Below are 15,621 nucleotides of genomic sequence, written 5' to 3' on the forward strand. Positions count from 1 at the left end.
GCCCCAGCGGGCGGCGCTGTCCGGCTCAGCCCGCCCGGCGCTGCAGCGCCGCGTCGCGGATGGCGGTGAGCGTCGCGCGCGAGGTGGACACGTCGCCGGACAGCCGCAGGTGCAGCAGCGCCGGCCGGCCGGCGGCGATGGCCGCGTCCAGCGCCGGGCCGACCTGCGCGGTGCTCTCGGCCCGCGCGGCGACGAAGCCGTAGGCCTCGGCCAGCCGGGCGAAGTCGGGGTTGAACAGGTCGCTGCCCGACACCCGGCCCGGGTACTCGCGCTCCTGGTGCATGCGGATGGTGCCGTAGCTGCCGTTGTCGACGACGACGATGAGCAGCTTCTTCGCGCCGTAGCCGGTGGCCGTGGCCAGCTCCTGGCCGGTCATCAGGAAGTCGCCGTCGCCGGCGATGTTGACGACCCAGCGCTCATCCTGCAGCAGCGCCGCGGCGACCGCGGCCGGCACGCCGTAGCCCATCGCGCCCGACGTCGGCGCCAGCTGCGTCTTGCCGAAGCGGTGCAGCGCGGTGTAGCGGTGGAAACGGTGCAGCCAGCCGCTGTAGTTGCCGGCGCCGTTCGTGAAGATCGTGCCCTCCGGCAGCTTCTCGGCCAGCAGGCGGACGACCTCGGCCATGTCCAGCGGCGCGACCGGCGTGGGCTCGAGGTTGGCGCGGTAGTCGGCGTTGGCGGCGGCGGTCCAGCCGCGCCAGCGGATGTCGGCGGGCGGCTCCAGCGCGGCCAGAGCGGGCGCGGCCTGGCTCATGCTGGCGTTGATCAGCAGTTCGGCCGTGTAGACGCGGCCCAGTTCCTCGGCGCCGGCGTGGAGATGGATGAGCTGCTGCGCGGGCCGCGGCGCCTGCAGCAGCGTGTAGCCGCCGGTGGTCATCTCGCCCAGGCGCGGGCCGACGGCGAGGATGAGGTCGGCGTCCCGCACCCGCGCCGCGAGCCGGGGGTTGATGCCGATGCCCACGTCGCCCGCGTAGTTCGGGTGCGCGTTGTCGAACAGGTCCTGGAAGCGGAACGCACAGCCGACGGGCAGTTGCCAGGCCTCGGCAAAACGCTGCAGCGCGGCGGCGGCGCCGGGCGTCCAGCCGCCGCCGCCGGCGATGACCAGCGGCCGCTGGGCGGCGGCCAGGCGCCCGCGCAGCTCGGCCAGCGCGGCCGGCGTGGGCGCGGCCTCGGCCGGCCGCGCGGGCGGGACGACGGGCGCCGTGATGGCCTGCGTCAGCATGTCCTCGGGCAGCACCAGCACGACCGGGCCGGGCCGGCCCTGCATCGCGGTGTGGAAGGCGCGGGCGACGTACTCCGGCAGGCGCTCGGCGTCGTGCACCTCGCCCACCCACTTGGCCATGCCCAGCGTGCCGGGGCCGAACATCTGGCGGTAGTCCACCTCCTGGAAGGCCTCGCGGTCGCGCTGGTCGCTGGCGACCTGGCCGATGAACAGGATCATCGGCGTGCTGTCCTGGAAGGCAGTGTGCAGGCCGATGCTGGCGTTCGTCGCGCCCGGGCCGCGCGTGACGAAGCAGATGCCGGGCCGGCCGGTCAGCTTGCCCTGCGCCTCGGCCATGAAGGCCGCGCCGCCCTCCTGCCGGCAGGCGATGAAGCGGATGCGATCGGCATGCTCGTGGAAGCCGTCCAGCACGGCGAGATAGCTCTCGCCCGGCACGCCGAAGGCCGTGGTGACGCCCTGGGCGATCAGCGCTTCGACCAGGGCATGGCCGGCGAGGCGGGCGGGAGGGGGGTGTCCAGTCATCCGGGGACTGTAAGCCGCCGGCCGCCACGCCAGGCATTGACACAAAGGTGTCGGCCATAACCCGCCGTGGCCCTGCCGGGGCGGGCGGCGGGCGCCGGCCCGGCGCGTCAGGCCTCGGGCGGCCGCGTGGCGCCGGGGGCGGCCTCTTGCACGGGTTCCTGCGCCGCGTCCCGCGCGGCGTCTTCCGCCGCCTCCTCGCGCGCGCTGGCGAACAGGTCCCAGGCCACCATGAACATCGCCGCGATGACCGGGCCGATGACGAAGCCGTTGATGCCGAACACCGCCATGCCGCCGATGGTGGAGATCAGCACCAGGTAGTCGGGCATCTGCGTGTCCTTGCCCACCAGCAGCGGGCGCAGCAGGTTGTCCACCAGGCCGATCACCAGCACGCCGTAGGCGATCAGCACCACGCCCTGCCAGACCGCGCCCGTCACCAGGAAGTAGACGGCCACCGGCAGCCAGATCAGCCCGGCGCCGATGGCCGGCAGCAGCGACAGAAAGCCCATCAGCACCGCCCACAGCAGCGCGCCCTTGATGTCGAAGAACCAGAACGCCAGGCCGCCCAGCGCGCCCTGCGTGGCCGCCACCAGGATGTTGCCCTTGACGGTGGCGCGGATCACGGTGATGAACTTCTCCGCCAGGTGCCGGCGGTGCGCGGGCGCCAGCGGCACGGCCGCGCGGATGCGGCGGCTCAGGGCCGCGCCGTCGCGCAGCAGGAAGAACGCGAGGTACAGCATGACGAAGAAGCCGACGACGAAGTCCAGCGCGTTCTGGCCCATGCTGTAGGCATAGGTGGCGATCGCCTGGCTGCCGCGCCCGACGGCATCGGCGATGCGGGACTGCAGCTCGTTGAAGTCCGTCAGCCCGAACTGCTCCAGCAGGCCGTGCGCCCAGCCCGGCAGCACGGTCACCACCTGCTCGAAGTAGCGCGCGAAATTGGTCTCGCCGGACTGCACGCGCTGGTACAGCGCCGCGCCCTCCCGGACCAGCGTGCCGGTCAGCAGCGCCAGCGGCAGCACCCCCATCAGCACGACGATGCCCAGCGTCGCCAGCGCCGCCAGCGTGCGCCGCCGCGGCCAGCGGCGCAGCAGCCGGGTGTGGACCGGCGTGAAGACGATGGCGATCACCGCGCCCCAGAACACCGCGCCGCCGAACGGCAGCAGGATCCACAGGAAGGCCGCGCTGACCGCGAGCAGCAGCGCCATGAAGGCCCTGTTCTCCAGGACCGGCGAGGTGGCGAAGTGCTTGAATTTCATGGCGCGCGGCGGGTCGGCCCCCAGGCGGGGCGGTGCCGCATGGTACGGGTCCGCGGGCCGCGGGCGCCGCTCAGGCGGCCGCCGCCACCGGCCGGCGCGCCAGCCCCAGCCCCACCAGGCCGGCCGACGCGATGCCCAGCAGCAGCGCCACCGCCGCGCCGCCGAAGATGCCCAGCGCATGGCCTCGGTCCATCAGCGCGCCGAACACCGGCGCCGCGACGGCGAAGCCCACGTCCAGGCCCGAGTACACCGTGCCGTAGACGCGGCCCGTGGCGCCCGGCGGCGCGGCGCGCTTGATGAGCATGTCGCGCGACGGGCCGGCCACGCCGGTGCCAAAGCCCGCCAGCGCCGCGACGACCGCCGCCGCGGTGCCGGGCAGCAGGCCGCTGGCCGTCAGCGCCAGCAGCGCGGCGGCGAACGCCATCGCGGCGGCGATGGTCCGCTCCAGCCGCTCGGCGCGGGCGACCAGGAAGCCGCCGCACACCATGCCCGCCGCGCCGGCCAGCATGTAGCCGGTGACGACGTAGGCGGTCAGCGCGGCCGGCAGGCCGTAGGCCTTCTGCAGCGCGGGGCTGGCGAAGCTCTGGATGGCCGACAGCGCCGCCGTCGTCCAGAAGAAGAACGAGAAGCACAGCCACACCGAGGGCAGCTTCAGGAAGGCCATCGGATGCTCCAGCTTCGCGCCGGGCGCGGGCTTGGCATGGCTCCAGGTGCCCTGGCGGTCGTCGATGGCGTCGCGCTGCCAGTACGCCAGCGCGATGACGGCCAGCGCCAACAGCGCCGTGCCGGCGCAGGCCAGGCGCCAGTTGCCCGTGGCCTCGGCGATGCCGATCGAGAACACCGGCGCCAGCCCCCAGCCCAGGTTGCCGCTGATGCCGTGCACCGAGAACGCATGGCCCAGGCGCGGCGGCGACACGCGCTTGTTCAGGATGGTGAAGTCCGCCGGGTGCATGGGCGCATTGCCCACACCGGCCAGCGCCGCCGCCAGCATCAGCCCGCCGAAGCCCTGCGCCAGCCCGGCCGCCACCGCGCCGAGGAAGAAGAAACCCATCGCCATGAACAGCACCGGCCGCGCGCCCACCCGGTCGACGACGAAGCCGGACAGCGCCTGCCCGACGCCGGAGATGACGAAGAAGGTCGTCACCAGCAGGCCCAGCTCCGAGTACGTCAGCCCGAACGCCTGGATGAACGCCGGGAACAGCGGCGGCAGCAGCATGTGGAAGAAGTGCGAGGTGCCATGCGCGACGCCGATGGTGGAGAGGGTGGCGATGTCGCGCCGGCGCTGGCGGCCGGCGTCCGGCGGGGAGGCGGGGGAGGTGTCCATGGGCGCCACTCTAGGAAAACGCCGGCCGGCGCAGTTACGATGGTTCGTCAAGTTCTATCGGAATCCGGCCATGGCCAGCGGCAAAAGCTTCCCCGCCATCTCGCCCGAGCGCTTCGCGCCCACGCCGGAGCGCCCGCTGCGCGCCAAGTCCCGCGTGCTGGAACACCTCGCCGACATCCAGCCGCACCGCCACGACTGGGCGCAGCTGGTGTTCTCGATGACCGGCGCCGTGCGCGTCAGCACCGAAGCGTCCACCTACATCGTGCCGCCGTCGCGCGCGGTGTGGATCCCGCCGGGGCTGGTCCACGCGGTGACGGCCATCGAGCAGTGCGACCTGCGCACGCTGTACCTCGGACCGGCGCTGCTGGCCGGCGAGGCCTGGCGGGTGGGCCGGGTGCTGGAGGTGTCGCCGCTGCTGCGCGAGCTGGTGCTGGCCCTGCCCGCCCTGCCCGACCCAACGCCGGCCGAGAGCGCCGCCGACGCGGCGCGGCGCACCGGAATCGAGGCGCTGCTGCTGATCGAGCTGCAGCGCGCCCGCCCGCTGCCGCTGGGCGTGGCGCTGCCGCGGGACGCGCGCCTGCGCCGGCTCTGCGAGGCCATGCTGCAGGAGCCCGGCCGCCACGCCGGGCTGGAGGACTGGGCGCTGGAGGCCGGCGCCAGCCCGCGCACGCTGAGCCGGCTGTTCCGCGAGCAGCTGGGCACCAGCTTCGCGCAATGGCGCTCGCAGCTGCTGCTGGCGCATGCGCTGACGCTGGCCGCCCGCGGCCGGCCGATGAGCCACATCGCCGCCGAGCTGGGCTATGCCAGCGCCAGCGCCTTCACCGCGATGGTGACGCGCACGGTCGGCATGCCGCCGAGCCGCTTCTTCGCCGAGGCGTGATGGCGGCGGCGCGGCGCGCCGGTCAGCGGTAGCGCTGCAGCAGGCGCGCCAGGTCGCCGTGCTCGGCCACCGCGTGCAGCGCCCGCAGCAGCCGCGCGGGCGCCAGCCGGGTGTGGCCGCCCAGCAGGCAGTACACCGGCGTCTGGCTCACCACCTGCAGCGACCGCAGCGCCTCGGCCGGCGGCCGGCCGCGGTTGAACTGCGCGAGCACGAGCCGGTCCACCACCGCGACGGGCATGCGGCCGCGCGCCAGCTTCTCCAGCACGGCGTTCTGGGTGCCGGCGTCGTCGCGCACCAGCTGGCCGCCGTCGAACAGCGGCCCCAGCTCCTGGTAGCGGTAGCCCAGCACCGTGCCCACGCGCAGGCCGCGCTGGGCGGCCAGGTCCAGCGGCGCCCGGCGGCCGGGGCCGGGCGCCACGGCCAGCACGTCCTCCAGCACCAGCAGCGGCGGGCCGAGGCGCCCGGCCGGCAGCGGCTGGGCCAGCCACTTGGGGCTCATCAGGCACATCAGGTCGGCCTCGCCGGCGTGCAGGGCCTCCTGCGTGCGCTTCGGCGGCAGCATCAGGTAGACCGGCCGCGCGCCGGCGGCCTGCGCGACGCGCTCCATCAGCTCGAAGGCCAGGCCGCCGACGGGGCGGCCGCCGCGCAGCTCCAGGTAGGGCGGCGCCCAGTCCTCGCCGACGATGAAGCGCAGCGTCGGCCGGTCCGGCGGCGCGCTGGCCGGCGCGTCCGGCGCCGCGCGGGCGGCCGCGAGCCCGCCGCACGCCGCCAGCAGCAGCCACGCCGCCCGCCACCGTGCGGGCTTCGCGGCGGCACCGCCAATCCGGCCGCCACCCGACGGACAATCCACACCCCTTGCCATGCCGCGAGTGTAGGGAGCCCCCGGCGACCGACGCGCGACGCGGCCCCACTGGAAAGACCGCCCGATGGACACACAGCTGTTCGACTACACCAAGCAGGACGCGGCCGGCGCCTGCTCCACCGCGCATGCCTGGGCCAAGGTGCCCGCGCCGCTGTCGCCCGGCGAGCGCCACGCGCTGGCCGACCGCGCCCGCGCCCTGCTGAAGCGGCACGACGCCGTGCTCGTCGCCCACTACTACGTGGACGGCCTGCTGCAGGACCTGGCGCTGGAGACCGGCGGCATCGTGTCCGACTCGCTGGAGATGGCCCGCTTCGGCCGCGACCACGCGGCGCAGACGCTGGTCGTGGCCGGCGTGCGCTTCATGGGCGAGACGGCCAAGATCCTGAGTCCCGAGAAGCGCGTGCTGATGCCCGACCTGGACGCCACCTGCTCGCTGGACCTGGGCTGCCCGGCCGACGATTTCGCCGCCTTCTGCGACGCCCACCCGGACCGCCAGGTGGTCGTCTACGCCAACACCAGCGCCGCCGTGAAGGCCCGCGCCGACTGGATGGTGACCAGCTCCTGCGCGCTGGAGATCGTCGGCGACCTGCATGCCCGGGGCCAGAAGGTCCTGTGGGCGCCCGACCGGCACCTCGGCCGCTACATCCAGGAGCAGACCGGCGCGGACATGCTGATGTGGAACGGCGCCTGCATCGTCCACGACGAGTTCCGCGGCCTGGAACTGGAGCTGCTGCGCGAGCAGCACCCGGACGCGCTCATCCTGGTCCATCCCGAGTCGCCGCGCAGCGTCGTCGAGCAGGCCGACGTGGTGGGCTCCACGTCGGCGCTGATCAAGGCCGTCGTCGAGGGCACGGCGCAGCAGTACATCGTCGCCACCGACAACGGCATCCTGCACCGCATGCGCCAGCTCGCGCCGGGCAAGACGCTGATCGAGGCGCCCACCGCCGGCAACAGCGCCACCTGCAAGAGCTGCGCGCACTGCCCGTGGATGGCGATGAACGGGCTGGCCAACCTCGTCGATTGCCTGGAAAGCGGCGAGCCGCAGATCCACGTGGACGAAGCCGTCCGCGTGAAGGCGCAGCGCTGCATCACGCGCATGCTGGATTTCACGGCCGCCCGCAAAGCGGCGGCCTCGGGCATGACGCCGGGCATCGGCGCCGCCTGAACGCGGCCCGAGGCGCGCTATAACCCGGCCACCGATCCACGAGGCCCGCCACCATGACCGCCGACTTCAGCACCCTCTACAACCACCACGAGCGCGAGGTCTTCGCGGCGGTGCTCGAGGCGTCCGCCCACCACCCCGACATCGCCGCCAACGGCGACCTGCTGTGCGACGTGGCCTGCGTGGCGCTGAACCGCCTGCCGCCGCGCTACATCCGCCACGAGGTGGACTTCAGCTTCTACCTGACCGCCAACGAACGCAACGAGATCGACGCCGCCATCGCCGAGGCCGTGGGCTACGCCTTCGACTTCGTGCGGGCGCGCACGGCGCTGCGGGCACGCAAATGACCGCGGCCGACGCTCAGCCGACCCGGATGAAGCGCCGCTGCCCGATTTGCCCCAGGGCCGACTGAAGCGCAGGCACCAGCGCCATCAACACGGCGAGTTCGTTGGAGTGGGCCTCCAGCACGATCACGGGCAGCGGCAGCGCGGCTTCGTGCTGCTGGTAGGGCAGGTTCTTGTCCACGGTGACGAGCGCATCGAAATCGTCGGCGGCCAACGCGAGCAGCCGGCCGTTCTTGACGCCCGACCAGCCCATCTGCACCACCGTCGAGACCGCATGGCCGGTCAGCGCCCGCGCCAGCCGTGCCGGCACGCACTCGTCAAGCAGCAGGCGCATCGGCCACCAGATGCAGGCGTGCGGCCTCCAGCACGGCGATGGCCTGCGTGCGGCTGATGCTGGGGAAGTCAGCCAGGAAGTCGTCCAGCGTCGAATCGCCTTCGAGGTAGTCGAACAAGTGCTTCACCGGCACCCGCGTACCGGCAAAGCAGGGCGCGCCGCTCATGACGTCGGGATCGCGGGAAACCGTGCGGCCATCCATGCTCACCTCCAGGGCCTTGAGTCTATGCCGGGCCGCCCGCCGCTCAGCGCCGCCGCCGCTCGCTGATCAGCACGGTCGGGAAGCTCACCGGCAGCGTCTGCGGGTAGTCGCGGCTGTAGTGCAGGCCGCGGCTTTCGTGGCGCAGCAGCGCGGAGCGGACGATCAGTTCGGCGCAGTCGACGAGGTTGCGCAACTCCAGCAGGTCGCGCGTGACGCGGAAGTTGGCGTAGTAGTCGTCGATCTCGCTGCGCAGCAGCGCGATGCGGTGCAGCGCCCGCTCCAGCCGCTTGGTGGTGCGGACGATGCCGACGTAGTTCCACATCAGCAGGCGCAGCTCGTCCCAGTTGTGGGCGATGACGACCTGCTCGTCGGCGTTGTCCACCTGGCTCTCGTCCCAGGCCGGCAGCGGCGCGGCGGCCGGCGGCGGGGCCGCCAGGATGTCGGCCGCGCAGGTCTGCCCGAGCACGACGCATTCGAGCAGCGAGTTGCTGGCCAGCCGGTTCGCGCCGTGCAGGCCGGTGTAGCCCGTCTCGCCCACGGCGTACAGGCCCGGCAGGTCGCAGCGGCCGTTCAGGTCGGTCACCGCGCCGCCGCAGGTGAAATGCACCGCCGGCACGACGGGGATGGGCTGGCGCGCGATGTCGATGCCCAGCTTCAGGCAGCGCGCGTGGATGGTCGGGAAGTGCTCGATGAGGAAGGCCTCGCCGAGATGCGTCGCGTCCAGCCACACATGGTCCAGGCCGTGCTTCTTCATCTCGAAGTCGATCGCGCGGGCGACGATGTCGCGCGGCGCCAGCTCCATGCGCTCGTCGTGCGCGGCCATGAAGCGGGTGCCCCCGAGATGTTCAGGCAGCTTCAGGTATGCGCCCTCGCCGCGCAGCGCCTCGGTGATCAGGAAGCTGCGCTCCTGCGGGTGGTAGAGGCAGGTCGGGTGGAACTGGATGAACTCCATGTTCGCCACCCGGCAGCCGGCGCGCCAGGCCATCGCGATGCCGTCGCCGGTGGAGGTGTCGGGGTTGGTGGTGTAGCGGTAGACCTTGCCGGCGCCGCCGGTGGCGAGCACGACGGCGCGCGCCGGCAGCGTCTCGACGCGCTGCGCGTCGATGTCCAGCGCGTACACGCCGTAGACGCGCGGCGGCTCGTCGCGCTGCAGGTGGCGCGAGGTGACGAGGTCCACCGCCATCGAGCGCTCGCGCAGCGTGATGCCGGGGTGGCGGCGGGCCTCGGCCAGCAGTTGGTCGTGGATGGCCTTGCCGGTGGCGTCGGCCGCATGCGCGATGCGGCGCACCGCGTGGCCGCCCTCGCGCGTCAGGTGCAGGCCCAGCGGGCCGTCGTCGTCGGGCGTGAAGGGCACGCCCTGCTGCACCAGCCAGCCCACGGCCGCCGCGCTGCGCTCGGCGATGAAGCGGGCCGTGGCCTCGTCCACGAGGCCGGCGCCGGCGTCCTGGGTGTCGCGCACATGGCTCTCGATGCTGTCGTCGTTGCCGAGCACGCCGACGATGCCGCCCTGCGCCCAGGCGGTGGCGGCCTCGGTCAGCTCGCGCTTGGCGAGCACGACGACGGGCACCGTGTCGGCCAGGTGCAGGGCCACGGTGAGGCCGGCGAGGCCGGCGCCGATGATGACGACGGGGGAGGCTGGGGAGGCTGCGGTCATGGCGGGCGATTGTGCGGCAGCGCCGGCATGCCGGTGGCCAGGCGGGGATTGCGCTGGCGCGCAGCCGGGCGGCACCGGCCCTGCCCTATGCTCCGCGCCGCCAACGACGAAGCGTGCGGGAGGAAAGACACATGGGCGATTTCAAAGGCTGGGCCGCCGTCATCACCGGCCTGCTGCTGTGCGCCGGCGTCGCGCGGGCCGCGCCGCCGCCGGCCGAGGTGTTCTTCAAGGACCCGGACATCGTCGGCGCCGTGCTGTCGCCCTCGGGCCGCAAGCTCGCGCTGCGCGGCGCCTTCGGCGGCGGCCGCATCGGCCTGGGCGTGGCCGACCTCGGCCCCGGCGGCAAGGTGTCAGGCCCCCTCCAGTTCAAGGACGCCGACATCGGGCAGGTCCAATGGGTCAATGACGAACGCCTGGTCTTCACCGCCGTCGATCTGTCGGACGGCAGCGGCCGCCCCAACGGCGCGCCGGGGCTGTTCGCGGTCAATCCCGACGGCAGCGAACTGCGCCAGCTGGTGCGGCGCCTGGGACGCCCCTTCATCGGCAGCGGCGACTCCCGCCAGGCGCAGCTGCTGGACTGGAACCACCGCCTGCTGGCCGTGCCGAGGCCGCAGCCGGGCCAGCGCAACGATGAGGTGCTGATGGTCGCGTTCACGGCCGACGAGCGCCGCCTGGAGCGCCCGCTGTGGCTGGACACCCGCACCGGCCGGACGCGCCCGACCGGCGTCAGCGTCCCGCCCGACACGGTCGGCTGGGTCGCCGACGGCCGCGGCGAGCTGCGCGTCGCGCTGACGCGCCGCGAGGGCCGCCGGGCCGCGCTGTGGCGCGGGCCGGGCCGGCAGGACTGGCAGACGCTGTACGAGAGCGAGGTGCTGGACCCGCCGTTCGGCATCAACGCCGTGGACGATGCCGGCCAGCTCTACGTGACGCACGCCGCGGGGCCGGCCGGCGAGACGGTGCTGAGCCGCTACGACTTCGAGGCCCGCGCGCCGGGCGCGCCGCTGGCCAGCGCGCCCGGCTTCGACTTCCGCGGCCGCGTGCTCGCCGATGGCGACGGCGCCGCGCTCGGCGTGCGCGCCGTCACCGACCGCGAAACCACCGTCTGGCAGAACGCCGCGATGCAGGCGCTGCAGCAGCAGGCCGACGAGCGCATGCCGGGCCGCGTCAACAGCATCAGTTGCCGGCGCTGCGCCCGGCCCGACATGGTGGCGCTCGTGCGCTCCTACAGCGACGGCGAGCCGGGCCGGTTCTGGCTCTACCAGGCCCAGCCGCCCGACGGCGAGGCGCACTGGCGGCCCGTGGGCCGGGTGCGCATCGACATCGAGCCGGCCGGGATGGCGCAAATGGAGCTGCAGCGCATCCAGGCGCGTGATGGCCGCGACCTGCCCGTCTGGATCACCCGCCGCCCGGGCGCCGCCGGGCCGCTGCCGGCCGTCGTCCTCGTGCACGGCGGGCCCTGGGTGCGGGGCAACACCTGGGGCTGGCATGCGCAGGCGCAGTTCCTGGCCTCGCGCGGCTATGTCGTCATCGAGCCCGAGTTCCGCGGCAGCACCGGCTATGGCCGCGCGCACTTCCGCGCCGGCTTCCGGCAGTTCGGCCAGGCGATGCAGGACGACGTCGCCGACGCACTGCGCTGGGCGCAGGCCCAGGGCATCGCCAGCGACAAGGCCTGCATCGCCGGCGCCAGCTATGGCGGCTACAGCACGCTGATGGGCCTGGTCAACGACCCCGGCCTCTACCGCTGCGGCGTCGCCTGGGTGGCCGTGACCGACCTGGACCTCTACGTGGCCGGCTCCTGGTGGGTGCGCGACGACATCTCCGACTGGGGCCGCCAGTACCAGCTCCGCGACATGGTGGGCGACCCGGTCAGGGACGCGGCCATGATCGCCGCCCACTCGCCGGTCCAGCAGGCGGCGCGCATCAAGGCGCCGGTGCTGCTGGCCTTCGGCGAGGCCGACCTGCGCGTGCCGCTGGCCCATGGCGAGCGCATGCGCCGGGCGCTGCGCGAGGCGGGCAACGAGCCGGCCTGGGTGAGCTACCCCGGCGAGGGCCACGGCTTCGCCGTGCTGAAGCACCGCGTCGATTTCGCGGAGCGCATGGAGGCCTTCCTGGCCCGGTACCTAGAGCCCTGACGCCACCGCAACCGCCTCGCCCGCGCGCAGCAGGCGGCTGCGGTTGCGGCCCTGCTGCTTGGCCGCGTAGAGCGCGCGGTCGGCGCGCGAGAACAGCGGGCCGAAGTGCGTGTCGGCCGCGCCCATCTCGGTCACGCCGAAGCTGGCGGTCACGCGCAGCGCCGGATGCTCCGGGCTCAGCGCGCAGCCGGCCAGCTCGGTGCGGATGCGCTCGGCGACCGCCCAGGCGGCCTCGGCGTCGGTGCCGGGCAGCAGGATGCAGAACTCCTCGCCGCCGGTGCGGGCGCACAGGTCCTCCTCGCGCAGCAGGCGCTGGCAGCACAGCACGAAGCCGCGCAGCACCGTGTCGCCCACCGGGTGGCCGTGGCCGTCGTTGATCTGCTTGAAGTGGTCGAGGTCGATGGCGACGACGCTCAGCGGCGTGCCGTGGCGGCGGCTGCGCGCGAACTCGCGCTCCGCGCTCTCGAAGAAGCTGCGCCGGTTGGCGACGCCGGTCAGGCTGTCGCTGTGGGCCTGCTGCCGCAGCTCTTCCTTCAGCGCGTGCAGTTCGGTGATGTCGGTGATCAGGCCGATCAGCGCGGGCATGCCGTCGAAGCCGGCCCAGGGCACGACCACGCTCCAGTAGTGGCGCAGCTGCCCCGCCGCGTCGACCAGCGACTCCTCGCCGGCATAGGGCTGGCCGGTCGCCAGCATGTGCTTGTCCTTCTCCCAGAAGGCGTCGGCCGCCTCGCGCGGCATCAGCTCGCTGTCCAGGCGGCCGACGATCGCCTCGACCGGCCGCCCGAACACCGTGGCCAGGTGCTTGTTGGCGTACAGGAAGCGGCGGTTCGCGCCCTTCACGTAGACCAGGCCCTGGACGTTGTCGAGCACGGCGTCCAGCAGCTCCTTCTGCTGGCGCACCTGGTCCTCCAGCCGCTTCTTCTCGGTGATGTCGTGGGAGATGCCCAGCATGCCGACGATGGCGCCGCCGGCGTCGCGCAGCGGCTTCTTGATCGACCAGTAGGTGCGCAGCTCGCCGGTGGCGCGGCTGCTGCTGGTTTCCTCGCGGGCCAGGGTTTCGCCGTCGCGCAGCACGCGCAGGTCGGTCTCGCGCAGCGCGTCGCCGGCGGCGCCGACATCGACGAAATCGGTGAAGGACTTGCCGACCACGGCCGCCAACGGGGGGTTGCCGAGCAGCTCCAGCACCAGCCGGTTCGCATAGGTGTAGCGGCCGGCGGCGTCGGTCGTGTAGACGAAGGCACCCACCTCGTCCAGCAGCAGCCGGGCATCGGTGATCGCAGAGGTGGGCATGGGGTGTTCCTCGGGCACAGCGGAGCCAGCCCGCATCATCCCTCAGCGCCGGTCTCAGCGCCGGTCATCCATGCCGCCGCCAGCCCGGCGGCATCCAGAGATGGGCCAGGCGCAGGCCCCAGCTCTGCTCGCGGGCCATGTCGCGGAACATCGCGCGCCACTCGTGGGCGTTGAGCGAGAACAGGTTGTGCGTCGGGAAGGGGTGCTCCAGGCCGTAGTCCACCGGCTCCTGCTCGGGCACGAAGCTGCCGAACAGGCGGTCGAAGACGATCAGCGTGCCGCCGTAGTTGCGGTCCATGTACTGCGGGTTGCGGCCGTGGTGGGCGCGGTGGTGCGACGGCGTGTTGAAGACGAACTCGAACCACGCCGGCAGGCGCTCCACCCAGGTGGTGTGGACGAAGAACTGGTAGCCCAGGTTCAGCGACAGCGCGAACAGCACCCAGCGCGGCTCGAAGCCCAGCCACACGGCCGGCAGGTAGAACAGCCAGTTGCCGGCCAGCGGGTAGAACCAGCTCTGCCGCAGCGCGGTGCCGAAGTTCATCTTCTCCGAGCCGTGGTGGACGACGTGCGCGCACCAGAACCAGCGGATGCGGTGGCTGGCGCGGTGGAACCCGTAATAGAGGAACTCGACGAGCAGGAACAGCGCGAGGAAGTTCCACGGCGTCACCGCGATGGTGAACAGCCGGTGGTCGTGGACCCAGCCCATCGCCGGCAGCACCAGCACGGTCAGCAGCAGCAGGTCGATGACGAGGTAGCTGCCGCCGCTGTTCAGGCTGTCCAGGCTGTCGCGCAGCTCGAACACGCCGGTGCGGCGGAAGCGCCAGGCCTCCAGCGCGATCAGCGCGATGAAGACCGGCGACAGCATCAGCAGCGTCAGGTCGCGCCAGTCGAGGTGGCGGTGGTAGAGGTCGAGCAGCGCGTCCATGCCCGCGATGTTGCGGCGAAACTGGCGCGCCGCCCGGACGGCACAAACCCGCATGCCGCTCGACCTGCCCGGCGCGGCCGTCAGCGGCGGCCGGCCCGCCTGCGGCCGCCATGCCGGCGCCATCGCGCGCATCGACTGGGCCGGGCTGCGGCCGCGCCCGGGCTGGCTGTGGCGGCGGCTGCACCACAAGCGCTGGCACTACGTGGGCCTCGGGGAACGGCGCGGTGTTCCTCGGCGTCGCCATCGTCGACCTGGGCTGGGCGGCCTGCGCTTCCGCGGCCCGGGCTTCAGCGGCGAGGTGCGCGCGTCGGCGGGCGCGCTACCGCGCCGTGTCTACGGCCTGCTCGGCGTCACCGAGGACCACCGCTCGCGCTGGTGAGGCCCGCGAGGCGGCCTTGGCCGGCCCGCGCTTCTTCAGCCACAGGTACAGCCCGCTGCCCAGCACGACGAGGGTGGCGATGTCCAGCAGCGCCCACAGCACCTTCATCGGCATGCCGCCGTAGTCGCCGAAGTGCAGCGGCTGCGAGATCAGCAGCGCGTCCAAATACCAGGGCAGTTCCGGCGCGGCGGTGACCTCGGCCGTGCGCGCGTCCACCAGCACCGGCAGCATCAGCTTGGAGGTCAGCGGCGTGTCGCCGCGCATGAAGAAGGTCGTGTGGTGCGGGCTGGAGAAGGCCGTGCCGGGGAAGGCGACGAAGTAGAGCTTCTTGCCCGGCGCGGCGGCCTGGGCGGACTCCAGCAGCCGCTGCGTCGGCAGGCGCTGGCTTTCCGGCACCAGCGGCTGGCCCTGGTAGGGCTTGAGCAGCGCGCCGACGTGCTCGTACTGCCAGTACTTGATGAGCAGGTCGGCCCAGGTGTTGATGACGCCGGTCGCGCCGACGACGAAGCACCACACCAGCGTGACGATGCCGATCAGGTTGTGCAGGTCCAGCCAGCGCACGCGAGTGGAGCGCTCGTGGCGCACGGTACCGAAGTCCAGCTTGCGCATGAAGGGCGCGTACAGCACGACGCCCGACACGACCGCCAGCAGCAACAGCAGGCCCATGAAGCCGAGGAAGAGCTTGCCGGGCAGGCCGGCGAACAGGTCCACGTGCAGGCGGAACATCAGGTCCATGAAGCCCTCGCCCACCTTGTACTCGCCGACGACCCGGGCCGTGCGCGCGTCCACGGTGACGGACTTGTAGTCCTCGGTCGGCTCGGGCGAGGGCGTCAGCGTGGTCCACCACAGGCGATCGTCGTCGTCGGACTTGCCCATGAACTGCACGATGCGGTCCGGGTACTGGCTGCGCGCCGCGGCCATCACCGCGTCCGCCGACGCGCGCTGGCCCTCCAGCGTGGCCGGCAGTTCCGGCGCCTCGATCTCGGTGCCCAGCAGGTGGCCGATCTCGTGGTGGAAGATCAGCGGCAGCCCGGTCAGGCACAGCAGCAGCATGAAGACGGTGCAGACCAGGCTGCTCCACTTGTGCAGCCAGGCCCAGACCCGGATCGAACGCGTGCTCAGGCTCATGGCGGCGG

Annotated in this window: 15 protein-coding genes; 5 read left to right on the forward strand and 10 right to left on the reverse strand. The window is 73.0% G+C overall.

Annotated features, from left to right (window positions below; genetic code table 11):
- Positions 1–25 precede the first annotated feature (25 nt).
- The 3 genes from QM788_RS18320 to QM788_RS18330 all read right to left on the reverse strand — a co-directional run bounded on the left by QM788_RS18320 (position 26) and on the right by QM788_RS18330 (position 4,321).
- Complete coding sequence (locus QM788_RS18320) at positions 26–1,741, reverse strand: thiamine pyrophosphate-binding protein (RefSeq protein ID WP_415662878.1); 1,716 nt, start codon at positions 1,739–1,741, stop codon at positions 26–28.
- Between the two features lie 107 nt (positions 1,742–1,848).
- Positions 1,849–2,997: an AI-2E family transporter gene (locus QM788_RS18325; RefSeq protein ID WP_415662879.1), complete on the reverse strand. Its 1,149-nt coding sequence runs from the start codon at positions 2,995–2,997 to the stop codon at positions 1,849–1,851.
- 70 nt (positions 2,998–3,067) lie between these two features.
- Positions 3,068–4,321, reverse strand: a complete 1,254-nt coding sequence (locus QM788_RS18330; protein WP_415662880.1) for an MFS transporter — start codon at positions 4,319–4,321, stop codon at positions 3,068–3,070.
- A gap of 70 nt (positions 4,322–4,391) precedes the next feature.
- Between QM788_RS18330 and QM788_RS18335 the strand changes: the two genes are divergently transcribed.
- Entirely contained in the window at positions 4,392–5,201 is an 810-nt protein-coding gene (locus QM788_RS18335) for an AraC family transcriptional regulator (protein WP_415662881.1), read from the forward strand.
- 22 nt (positions 5,202–5,223) lie between these two features.
- Here the strand turns inward: QM788_RS18335 and QM788_RS18340 are convergent, their stop codons facing one another.
- A complete protein-coding gene (locus QM788_RS18340) occupies positions 5,224–6,063 on the reverse strand; it encodes a substrate-binding periplasmic protein (protein WP_415662882.1) in 840 nt (279 codons plus the stop codon).
- Positions 6,064–6,127: 64 nt separating this feature from the next.
- Between QM788_RS18340 and nadA the strand changes: the two genes are divergently transcribed.
- Together nadA and QM788_RS18350 are read left to right on the forward strand one after the other, a co-directional pair.
- Positions 6,128–7,228 carry a quinolinate synthase NadA gene (nadA, locus tag QM788_RS18345; RefSeq protein WP_415662883.1) on the forward strand — a complete coding sequence of 367 codons (1,101 nt, stop codon included), beginning with the start codon at positions 6,128–6,130 and terminating at the stop codon, positions 7,226–7,228.
- 53 nt (positions 7,229–7,281) lie between these two features.
- The gene (locus QM788_RS18350) at positions 7,282–7,572 is read left to right on the forward strand and encodes a late competence development ComFB family protein (protein WP_415662884.1); all 291 of its coding nucleotides are present in this window, start codon (positions 7,282–7,284) and stop codon (positions 7,570–7,572) included.
- A gap of 13 nt (positions 7,573–7,585) precedes the next feature.
- Here QM788_RS18350 and QM788_RS18355 read toward each other — a convergent pair whose 3' ends face one another.
- The 3 genes from QM788_RS18355 to nadB are packed head-to-tail and all read right to left on the reverse strand — an operon-like array spanning position 7,586 to position 9,759.
- Positions 7,586–7,903 (reverse strand): DUF5615 family PIN-like protein, encoded by a 318-nt coding sequence (locus QM788_RS18355; RefSeq protein ID WP_415662885.1) that lies wholly within the window; start codon positions 7,901–7,903, stop codon positions 7,586–7,588.
- A complete protein-coding gene (locus tag QM788_RS18360; protein WP_415662886.1) occupies positions 7,887–8,105 on the reverse strand; it encodes a DUF433 domain-containing protein in 219 nt (72 codons plus the stop codon). The genes QM788_RS18355 and QM788_RS18360 overlap by 17 nt, the downstream gene beginning before the upstream one ends.
- 43 nt (positions 8,106–8,148) lie before the next feature.
- Complete coding sequence (gene nadB, locus QM788_RS18365; protein WP_415662887.1) at positions 8,149–9,759, reverse strand: L-aspartate oxidase; 1,611 nt, start codon at positions 9,757–9,759, stop codon at positions 8,149–8,151.
- Between the two features lie 131 nt (positions 9,760–9,890).
- On the opposite strand from nadB, the gene QM788_RS18370 reads away from it, so the two are divergent.
- On the forward strand, positions 9,891–11,891 hold the full coding sequence (locus QM788_RS18370) for an alpha/beta hydrolase family protein (protein WP_415662888.1): 2,001 nt from the start codon (positions 9,891–9,893) through the stop codon (positions 11,889–11,891).
- Here QM788_RS18370 and QM788_RS18375 read toward each other — a convergent pair.
- Both QM788_RS18375 and QM788_RS18380 read right to left on the reverse strand, forming a co-directional pair.
- Positions 11,880–13,181 carry a diguanylate cyclase gene (locus QM788_RS18375; protein WP_415662889.1) on the reverse strand — a complete coding sequence of 434 codons (1,302 nt, stop codon included), beginning with the start codon at positions 13,179–13,181 and terminating at the stop codon, positions 11,880–11,882. The two genes, QM788_RS18370 and QM788_RS18375, sit on opposite strands and share 12 nt — an antisense overlap.
- A gap of 64 nt (positions 13,182–13,245) precedes the next feature.
- Positions 13,246–14,106, reverse strand: coding sequence for a sterol desaturase family protein (locus tag QM788_RS18380; RefSeq protein WP_415662890.1), 861 nt, complete (start codon positions 14,104–14,106; stop codon positions 13,246–13,248).
- A gap of 52 nt (positions 14,107–14,158) precedes the next feature.
- On the opposite strand from QM788_RS18380, the gene QM788_RS18385 reads away from it, so the two are divergent.
- On the forward strand, positions 14,159–14,485 hold the full coding sequence (locus QM788_RS18385) for a hypothetical protein (protein ID WP_415662891.1): 327 nt from the start codon (positions 14,159–14,161) through the stop codon (positions 14,483–14,485).
- Here the strand turns inward: QM788_RS18385 and QM788_RS18390 are convergent.
- Complete coding sequence (locus tag QM788_RS18390) at positions 14,426–15,607, reverse strand: PepSY-associated TM helix domain-containing protein (RefSeq protein WP_415663009.1); 1,182 nt, start codon at positions 15,605–15,607, stop codon at positions 14,426–14,428. The genes QM788_RS18385 and QM788_RS18390 overlap by 60 nt on opposite strands.
- Between the last annotated feature and the right edge of the window lie 14 nt (positions 15,608–15,621).

The sequence above is a fragment of the Roseateles sp. genome, from assembly GCF_047654785.1.
Classification (GTDB): Bacteria; Pseudomonadota; Gammaproteobacteria; order Burkholderiales; family Burkholderiaceae_C; genus Pelomonas.

Bases quoted from the DNA above. Each gene is read 5' to 3' on its own strand.
- QM788_RS18355 (WP_415662885.1), bottom strand. From the start codon at position 7,903: ATGCGCCTGCTGCTTGACGAGTGCGTGCCGGCACGGCTGGCGCGGGCG.
- nadB (WP_415662887.1), bottom strand. From the start codon at position 9,759: ATGACCGCAGCCTCCCCAGCCTCCCCCGTCGTCATCATCGGCGCCGGC.
- QM788_RS18325 (WP_415662879.1), bottom strand. From the start codon at position 2,997: ATGAAATTCAAGCACTTCGCCACCTCGCCGGTCCTGGAGAACAGGGCC.
- nadA (WP_415662883.1), top strand. From the start codon at position 6,128: ATGGACACACAGCTGTTCGACTACACCAAGCAGGACGCGGCCGGCGCC.
- QM788_RS18360 (WP_415662886.1), bottom strand. From the start codon at position 8,105: ATGGATGGCCGCACGGTTTCCCGCGATCCCGACGTCATGAGCGGCGCG.
- QM788_RS18335 (WP_415662881.1), top strand. From the start codon at position 4,392: ATGGCCAGCGGCAAAAGCTTCCCCGCCATCTCGCCCGAGCGCTTCGCG.
- QM788_RS18330 (WP_415662880.1), bottom strand. From the start codon at position 4,321: ATGGACACCTCCCCCGCCTCCCCGCCGGACGCCGGCCGCCAGCGCCGG.
- QM788_RS18375 (WP_415662889.1), bottom strand. From the start codon at position 13,181: ATGCCCACCTCTGCGATCACCGATGCCCGGCTGCTGCTGGACGAGGTG.
- QM788_RS18385 (WP_415662891.1), top strand. From the start codon at position 14,159: ATGCCGCTCGACCTGCCCGGCGCGGCCGTCAGCGGCGGCCGGCCCGCC.
- QM788_RS18380 (WP_415662890.1), bottom strand. From the start codon at position 14,106: ATGGACGCGCTGCTCGACCTCTACCACCGCCACCTCGACTGGCGCGAC.
- QM788_RS18320 (WP_415662878.1), bottom strand. From the start codon at position 1,741: ATGACTGGACACCCCCCTCCCGCCCGCCTCGCCGGCCATGCCCTGGTC.
- QM788_RS18340 (WP_415662882.1), bottom strand. From the start codon at position 6,063: ATGGCAAGGGGTGTGGATTGTCCGTCGGGTGGCGGCCGGATTGGCGGT.
- QM788_RS18350 (WP_415662884.1), top strand. From the start codon at position 7,282: ATGACCGCCGACTTCAGCACCCTCTACAACCACCACGAGCGCGAGGTC.
- QM788_RS18370 (WP_415662888.1), top strand. From the start codon at position 9,891: ATGGGCGATTTCAAAGGCTGGGCCGCCGTCATCACCGGCCTGCTGCTG.